7 protein-coding genes are annotated in these 6,356 nt (G+C 38.7%); 4 read left to right on the top strand and 3 right to left on the bottom strand.

The genetic code is table 11. From position 1 onward, the window contains the following. On the top strand, positions 1 to 238 hold a 238-nt coding region (locus LX80_RS14190), incomplete at its 5' end, for a helix-turn-helix transcriptional regulator (RefSeq protein WP_146250552.1). A 271-nt stretch (positions 239 to 509) separates the two neighbouring features. Further along, entirely contained in the window at positions 510 to 1,439 is a 930-nt protein-coding gene (gene rsgA / locus LX80_RS14185; protein ID WP_111297309.1) for a ribosome small subunit-dependent GTPase A, read from the top strand. Between the two features lies 1 nt (position 1,440). On the opposite strand, the gene LX80_RS14180 is transcribed toward rsgA, so the two are convergent. Together LX80_RS14180 and LX80_RS14175 are read right to left on the bottom strand one after the other, a co-directional pair. Then, positions 1,441 to 1,650 (bottom strand): hypothetical protein, encoded by a 210-nt coding sequence (locus tag LX80_RS14180; RefSeq protein ID WP_111297308.1) that lies wholly within the window; start codon positions 1,648 to 1,650, stop codon positions 1,441 to 1,443. Positions 1,651 to 1,680: 30 nt separating this feature from the next. After that, on the bottom strand, positions 1,681 to 2,217 hold the full coding sequence (locus LX80_RS14175; protein ID WP_111297307.1) for a gamma carbonic anhydrase family protein: 537 nt from the start codon (positions 2,215 to 2,217) through the stop codon (positions 1,681 to 1,683). Positions 2,218 to 2,309: 92 nt separating this feature from the next. On the opposite strand from LX80_RS14175, the gene LX80_RS14170 reads away from it, so the two are divergent. Then, positions 2,310 to 3,503 carry an aspartate aminotransferase family protein gene (locus LX80_RS14170; protein ID WP_111297306.1) on the top strand — a complete coding sequence of 398 codons (1,194 nt, stop codon included), beginning with the start codon at positions 2,310 to 2,312 and terminating at the stop codon, positions 3,501 to 3,503. A 120-nt stretch (positions 3,504 to 3,623) separates the two neighbouring features. Here the strand turns inward: LX80_RS14170 and bshA are convergent, their stop codons facing one another. After that, complete coding sequence (gene bshA / locus LX80_RS14165) at positions 3,624 to 4,790, bottom strand: N-acetyl-alpha-D-glucosaminyl L-malate synthase BshA (protein ID WP_111297305.1); 1,167 nt, start codon at positions 4,788 to 4,790, stop codon at positions 3,624 to 3,626. Positions 4,791 to 5,071: 281 nt separating this feature from the next. On the opposite strand from bshA, the gene LX80_RS14160 reads away from it, so the two are divergent. After that, on the top strand, positions 5,072 to 6,292 hold the full coding sequence (locus tag LX80_RS14160; protein ID WP_111297081.1) for an IS256 family transposase: 1,221 nt from the start codon (positions 5,072 to 5,074) through the stop codon (positions 6,290 to 6,292). The last annotated feature ends 64 nt before the right edge of the window (positions 6,293 to 6,356 follow it).

The following is a 6,356-nucleotide window of genomic DNA, read 5'->3' as shown; positions in this document are numbered from 1 at the left end:
AAAAAATATTACGCAACAATTAACCAACAAAGAACTACTGTATTTACAATTGTTAGTAACAATGGAGAATGAAGAAGAAATAGCGACATGCATGCATATTTCCGTGAAAACAGTACAATATTATGCCGGTAATTTGCGCAAGAAGACCGATACAAGTTCTAAATCGGCCTTAGTGTTATTGGCCATTAAAAACAGATGGGTAAAAATCTATAAGGGATATGTTAGCAGTCATCACTAACTCAATGCTGTATTAAAATAGGGATTATAATATTGAAAGAGCAATTAACTGCTTCATATTCAAACCCATGCAGTTTTTTTAATAATTGATTATTTGCAGTAGTGAAAGAAAAAATAGTTGAATTGCATTGCTTTCTTCAAAACTTCTCCTCTTTTCCCTTTAATCCATACATCCAATCTAATAATCACATTGTAATCTATTCTTTTAGCGTCCACACATTCAACGCAGAAAATTTCTCAGTTCTCTTTATCTTACAGCCTTATTGTATTGCATGAAGGCAACTGTATATAAATCAACCGGTAGCTGGTACCAGGTAAAAGCAGATGATGGACGGTTTTATGCTGCCCGTATAAAAGGGGTGTTCAAAATTGAGGGATTTACTTCCACCAATCCCATTGCAGTTGGCGATGTGGTAAACATCAGCATTGAGCCCGGCCCTGAGCAACATGCCGTTATTGAAGCCATTGAGCCTCGCCACAATTATGTTATTCGTCAAAGTCCGCATCACCGCAAACACCATCATATTATTGCCGCTAATATTGATCAAAGCATTTTATTTATTACCCTAAAACAACCGCGCACCTCACAAGGATTCATTGATCGGTTTTTAGTTGCTTGCGAAATGTACCATGTTCCGGCCATTTTAGTTTTTAATAAAGCGGATATTTATCGTGAAAAAGAAATGCAGCAATATGAGCAGTTGCATGATTTATATACGCAAATAGGGTACCGTGTGTTGTTGTGCAGTATGGTAACCCAACAAAATATAGCCGAGTTAAAAGCATTACTGCAGCAAAAAATAAGTTTAATTAGTGGGCATAGTGGGGTGGGTAAATCTACTTTTATTCAACAGCTTTTTCCCGATCTGTCGCTTAAAACATTGGCCGTAAGTGAATGGAGTGGCAAAGGTATGCACAGCACTACTTTTGCCGAAATGTTCGATTTGCCCGATGGTGGTAAACTAATTGATACACCCGGTATTAGAGAATTGGCATTGGTGGATATAAGTAAACAGGAATTATCGCATTATTTTCCCGAAATGCGGGAACGTATAACGCAATGCCAGTTTAATAATTGTTTGCATATGTATGAGCCGGGATGCGCTGTTAAGCAAGCAGTTGATGCCGGCGAAATTGCTGAAGAACGCTATTTTAGTTATTTAAAATTATTAGAAGAAATTGACGAAAATACCTGGGCTTAAATTAATTACCCCCTACATTTTTATCGGCTTTGAATTTGGGTGCTTTACTGGCTTCTTTCATGGCCTTAGGGTCACCGGCAGCTAATTTGCCGGCATCTACATTCTTCCCGTTCGATGGGCAGCCATTGCGGTTGGCATGGTTAAATAAACTGCAAGATGCCAAAGCAATACAAATGCCTGTTAATACTAAAATAGATTTGCTGTGTTTCATGTGCTTATTACAACGTTTTTAGGTATTACATTATTGCTTAGGGCATTCATTGGCATTGGCAAACCATCCGGCATAAAAAGTATAATTATTGGCAATGCGATTAATTTCGCCTTCTAACAATTCCTGTGATACTTCTTTTACTTTTTTGGCAGGCACACCGGCATATACACAACCGGCTTCTACCACAGTTCCTTCTAATACCACGGCACCGGCAGCAATAATTGAATTGCTATGCACGATACATCTATCCATCACAATAGCACCCATGCCAATCAACACATTATCATGTACGGTGCAGCCATGAACAATAGCATTGTGTCCTATCGACACATTATTGCCAATTACGGTAGCGTTTTTTTGATAAGTGCAATGAATAACGGCACCATCTTGCACATTCACCCTATTTCCCATGGTAATGTTGTTCACATCGCCGCGAATAACCGCATTAAACCAAACACTGCAATCATTGCCCATCTTTACCTTACCTACTATAGTGGCATTGGGTGCAACAAAGCAATTTTGCCCAAATTGCGGATGTATATTTTCAACCGGAAGAATAATGGCCATAATATTTTGTTAGATAACTTTTTTTTATACATTATTTCATTAGCCGAATGTATAACTTCGTTTTCTATTTTCAAAGCTATTGAAAACCCCGTATGAATTACAGACAACTTTTTTTGCAACATATTGCGCAAACATCGCCTACACCTATAGGATTGCACATGCAAAGGGCGCATGGTATTTATTTGTTCGATGTAAATGGCAAAGAATACATTGATGGTATTTCGGGTTTCAGTGTTGCCAATATCGGCCATAGTCATCCTAAAGTGGTGAATGCCGTTCAGCAGCAGGCTTCAGAATATATGCATTTAATTGTGTATGGTGAATTTATTCAACAACCACAAGTGGCGTATGCTAAATTATTAACCGACCATTTACCTGCTACTTTAAACTGCGTATATTTTACCAATAGCGGTGCCGAAGCCGCTGAAGGTGCCATGAAATTAGCCAAGCGCATAACGGGGCGTACAAAAATTATAGCCTTTCATAATGCTTACCATGGCAGTACACAAGGTGCATTAAGCATTATGGGAAATGAATATTGGCGCAATGCTTACCGCCCATTGTTGCCTGAAGTGTATCATTATGAATATGGCAGTGCAGAAGCATTGCAGGCCATTGATGCACAAACGGCTTGTGTTATGGTTGAAATGGTGCAAGCAGAAGCAGGTATTGTAAAAACATCGAATGAATGGTTACATGCACTTCGTGAGCAATGTACGGCAAAAGGTGTTTTATTAATTGCCGATGAAATACAATCAGGTTTTGGGCGAACCGGTACCCTATGGGCTTTTGAACAAACCGGCATTGTACCCGATGTATTGTTGTTGGGTAAAGCTTTAGGCGGTGGTATGCCATTGGGTGCTTTTATTGCTTCGCGAAAAAATATGCATGCACTTACCCATCATCCGGTATTGGGGCATATTACTACTTTTGGCGGGCATCCGGTTTCCTGTGCTGCAGGTAAAGCCGCTTTGGAAGTATTACTCGATCAACATTGGATGAAAGAAGTAAAAGAAAAAGAAACATTTTTAAAAGAACAACTGCAACATAAAGCCATTAAAGCCATTCGCAGTGCCGGTTTGTGGATGGCTATTGAATTTGATAGTTTTGAAACCAATCAAAAAGTTATTCATCATTGTATTCAACAAGGATTAATTACCGACTGGTTTTTATTCAGGCCGCAAGCCATGCGTATTGCACCCCCACTGTGCATTCAAAAAAAGGAATTAAAGAAAATGGCCAACATTATTTTGCAAAGCATTGCCGATGCCGGCATTCATGCCTAATTATTCAAATGCTCGGTTAGCATGCCCTGCACACAAACGGGGCAACACCAAAGCGGTAATAATTGATGAGTACAAATTATTCCAATAAAAAATAGGTAAGAAAAAAGGTAGATTATTGCTTTATTCCTGTACCGCCTGTTTTGGTTCCGGTTCTTTAATTTTCATTCTGCAAAAGCGGCTGTACAATTTTTCGTATTGCGGAATAATATTGGCTATATCAAAATGCTTGGCCTGTTCATAAGCAGCCAACTTCATTTGCTTTAGTTTGTGTTCGTCTTTCAATATGGTTATGGCAAATTCACTCATTGCAGCCACATCACCCACATTGGCCATAAAGCCTGTTTTGCCTTGTATATTTATCTCAGGCAAGCCACCTGCGTTAGTGCTGATAACTACATTTTTTGCTGCCATAGCTTCTAATGCGGCTAAACCAAAACTTTCATATTCACTGGGTAATAAAAACACATCACTCACCGCTAAAATTTCTTCTATCTGTTCTTGCTTACCCACAAAACGTACATCATCCAATAAGCCTAAAACCCGCACCAAATCTTCCATTGCAGGCCTTTCCGGGCCATCGCCCACCATGAGTAGTTTGGCGGGAATATATTTTCTAACCTCGGCAAATACTTTAATAACATCCTGCACTCTTTTTACTTTTCTGAAGTTAGAAGCATGCACTAAAATTTTTTCGCCGGCAGGGGCAATTACTTTTTTAAATGCATCGAAGGGTTTTTTATCGAAACGTTGCACATCAACAAAGTTGGTAATTACTTCAATGTTTTTGGTAATGGCAAAGTTTTTATAGGTTTCTTCTTTCAAGTTTTGCGATACAGCAGTAATAGCATCGCTTTCATTAATGGAAAAAGTTACTACCGGCTCATAGGTTTTATCGCGGCCTACCAAAGTAATATCCGTTCCATGTAAGGTGGTAATAACGGGAATATTGCGACCATTTTTACTTTTTACAATTTGTTTGGCCATATAAGCTGCCGATGCATGCGGAATGGCGTAATGCACATGCAGTAAATCTAAATCGTGGTTCATTATCACATCAACCATGGTACTGGCCAATGCTACTTCGTAAGGAGGATAATCAAACAAGGGGTAGGTAGGCACCCTTACTTCATGGTAAAAAATATTGGTATTGAACACATTTAACCGAACGGGTTGCTGATAAGTTATAAAATGTACCTGATGACCTTCATCGGCTAAAGCTTTTCCCAGTTCTGTAGCCAAAACACCGCTTCCACCAAAGGTGGGATAACATACAATACCAATACGCATAGCTAATTCTTTCTGCTAAGTAACAACTATTTGGGCTTTCTGTTCAATGAAAATGGTTAACCGGCAAGATTTTATGGAACAAATGCTGCTGAACGCACTTATAAAGCTATTTACTGTCTTTTTGGCATTATATGAATGGTTGAGGATACACAAAAGGGGTTTTAAGGGTAGTGTTTAGAAAACTGTGTAAAGGGGTGAGGCAGTCAAAGGCTAAAAGATGAGTAGAGATGAGTAGTTTGGGTTGACTGCCGATTAATTACCTTTAAAACACAGTAAATTATATGACAAACAAAGAACTTTTAAAGCAACTGCTGAAAGAACAAGTAAAACAGCAGAAGAGTACTACCGGTGTAAGCAATCTGTTGCAGGAAGTATTCAAAGAAGCTATTCAAGAGATGTTGGAGGCAGAGATGGACAACCACCTTGGGTATGAAAAGCATTCGGCAGAAGCCTCCTCCTTCCCCAATAGTCGCAACGGTAAAACAAGCAAGAAGATCAAAACAAAACTAGGTCAAATCAGTATTGAAGTTCCAAGGGACAGGGATAGCAGTTTTGAACCTCTAATTGTTCCTAAACGAAAAAGGATTATGGAAGAGATTGAAGATCATGTTCTCACCCTATATACGCATGGAATGAGTACTCGCGATATTGAAAGTGCCATTAAAGACCTCTATGGTGTATCTATGAGCGAAGCACACATTTCTCATGTCACAGATCGCCTTATTGAACATATTGACCAATGGAAACAAAGGCCATTGAATAAGGTATATATGATTGTATGGATGGATGCCATCATTTTCAAGGTACGTCAGGAAGGAAAAGTGAAAGACAAGTCGGTACAGATAGCTATAGGGCTTAACAACACAGGATATAAAGAAGTATTAGGCATGTGGCTATGTAACAATGAAAGTGCCGCTTTTTGGATGAATGTTTTGGCCGACTTAAAAAGTCGTGGAGTGGAAGATATACTGCTGAGCAGTACGGACAATCTTAAAGGTTTTACAGAAGCTATCAATACAGTTTATCCGTTGACAAAAACACAAATATGCATTGTTCATCAACTAAGAAACTCTTTGAAATTTGTAGTATGGAAAGATAGAAGAGCTGTAGCTGCAGCTCTTAAGAAAGTCTATGATGCCTGCGATGAAAGCACGGCATTACACTATCTGGAAAATTTTGAAACTGAATGGGGTAAAAAGTATCCCTACATAGCCAAATCATGGAAAACCAATTGGGTTAATCTCGCTACTTTCTTTGAATTTCCTGCCTGCATCAGAAAAATCGTTTATACAACAAATATCATTGAAAACATTAATCGTATCATCCGCAAATACACAAAAAACAAGACCATGTTACCGAATGACCAGTCGCTGGAAAAGGTTGTTTACCTGGCTCTGATGCAAATACAGAAAAAATGGACGCAGCCTCAAGATGCTTGGCCAATGATGTTACTTAATTTTATTGATATCTTTGGTGAACAAAGGTGTGATGTAAAAACTTAATACCCTTTACGCAGTTTTCTAAACTACTCTCTATCTCTGCTTACACAGTTATTTTAACATTCTC

Origin of the sequence: Hydrotalea sandarakina (assembly GCF_003254115.1) — a bacterium.
Lineage (GTDB): Bacteria > Bacteroidota > Bacteroidia > Chitinophagales > Chitinophagaceae > Hydrotalea > Hydrotalea sandarakina.
Note: the sequence above shows the minus strand (reverse complement) of the source record. Positions and strands in the feature narration are given on the sequence as shown.

What these genes read in the sequence shown, in the direction of transcription:
- rsgA (WP_111297309.1), top strand. Translation starts at nt 510, where the DNA reads ATGAAGGCAACTGTATATAAATCAACCGGTAGCTGGTACCAGGTAAAA.
- LX80_RS14180 (WP_111297308.1), bottom strand. Translation starts at nt 1,650, where the DNA reads ATGAAACACAGCAAATCTATTTTAGTATTAACAGGCATTTGTATTGCT.
- LX80_RS14175 (WP_111297307.1), bottom strand. Translation starts at nt 2,217, where the DNA reads ATGGCCATTATTCTTCCGGTTGAAAATATACATCCGCAATTTGGGCAA.
- LX80_RS14170 (WP_111297306.1), top strand. Translation starts at nt 2,310, where the DNA reads ATGAATTACAGACAACTTTTTTTGCAACATATTGCGCAAACATCGCCT.
- bshA (WP_111297305.1), bottom strand. Translation starts at nt 4,790, where the DNA reads ATGCGTATTGGTATTGTATGTTATCCCACCTTTGGTGGAAGCGGTGTT.
- LX80_RS14160 (WP_111297081.1), top strand. Translation starts at nt 5,072, where the DNA reads ATGACAAACAAAGAACTTTTAAAGCAACTGCTGAAAGAACAAGTAAAA.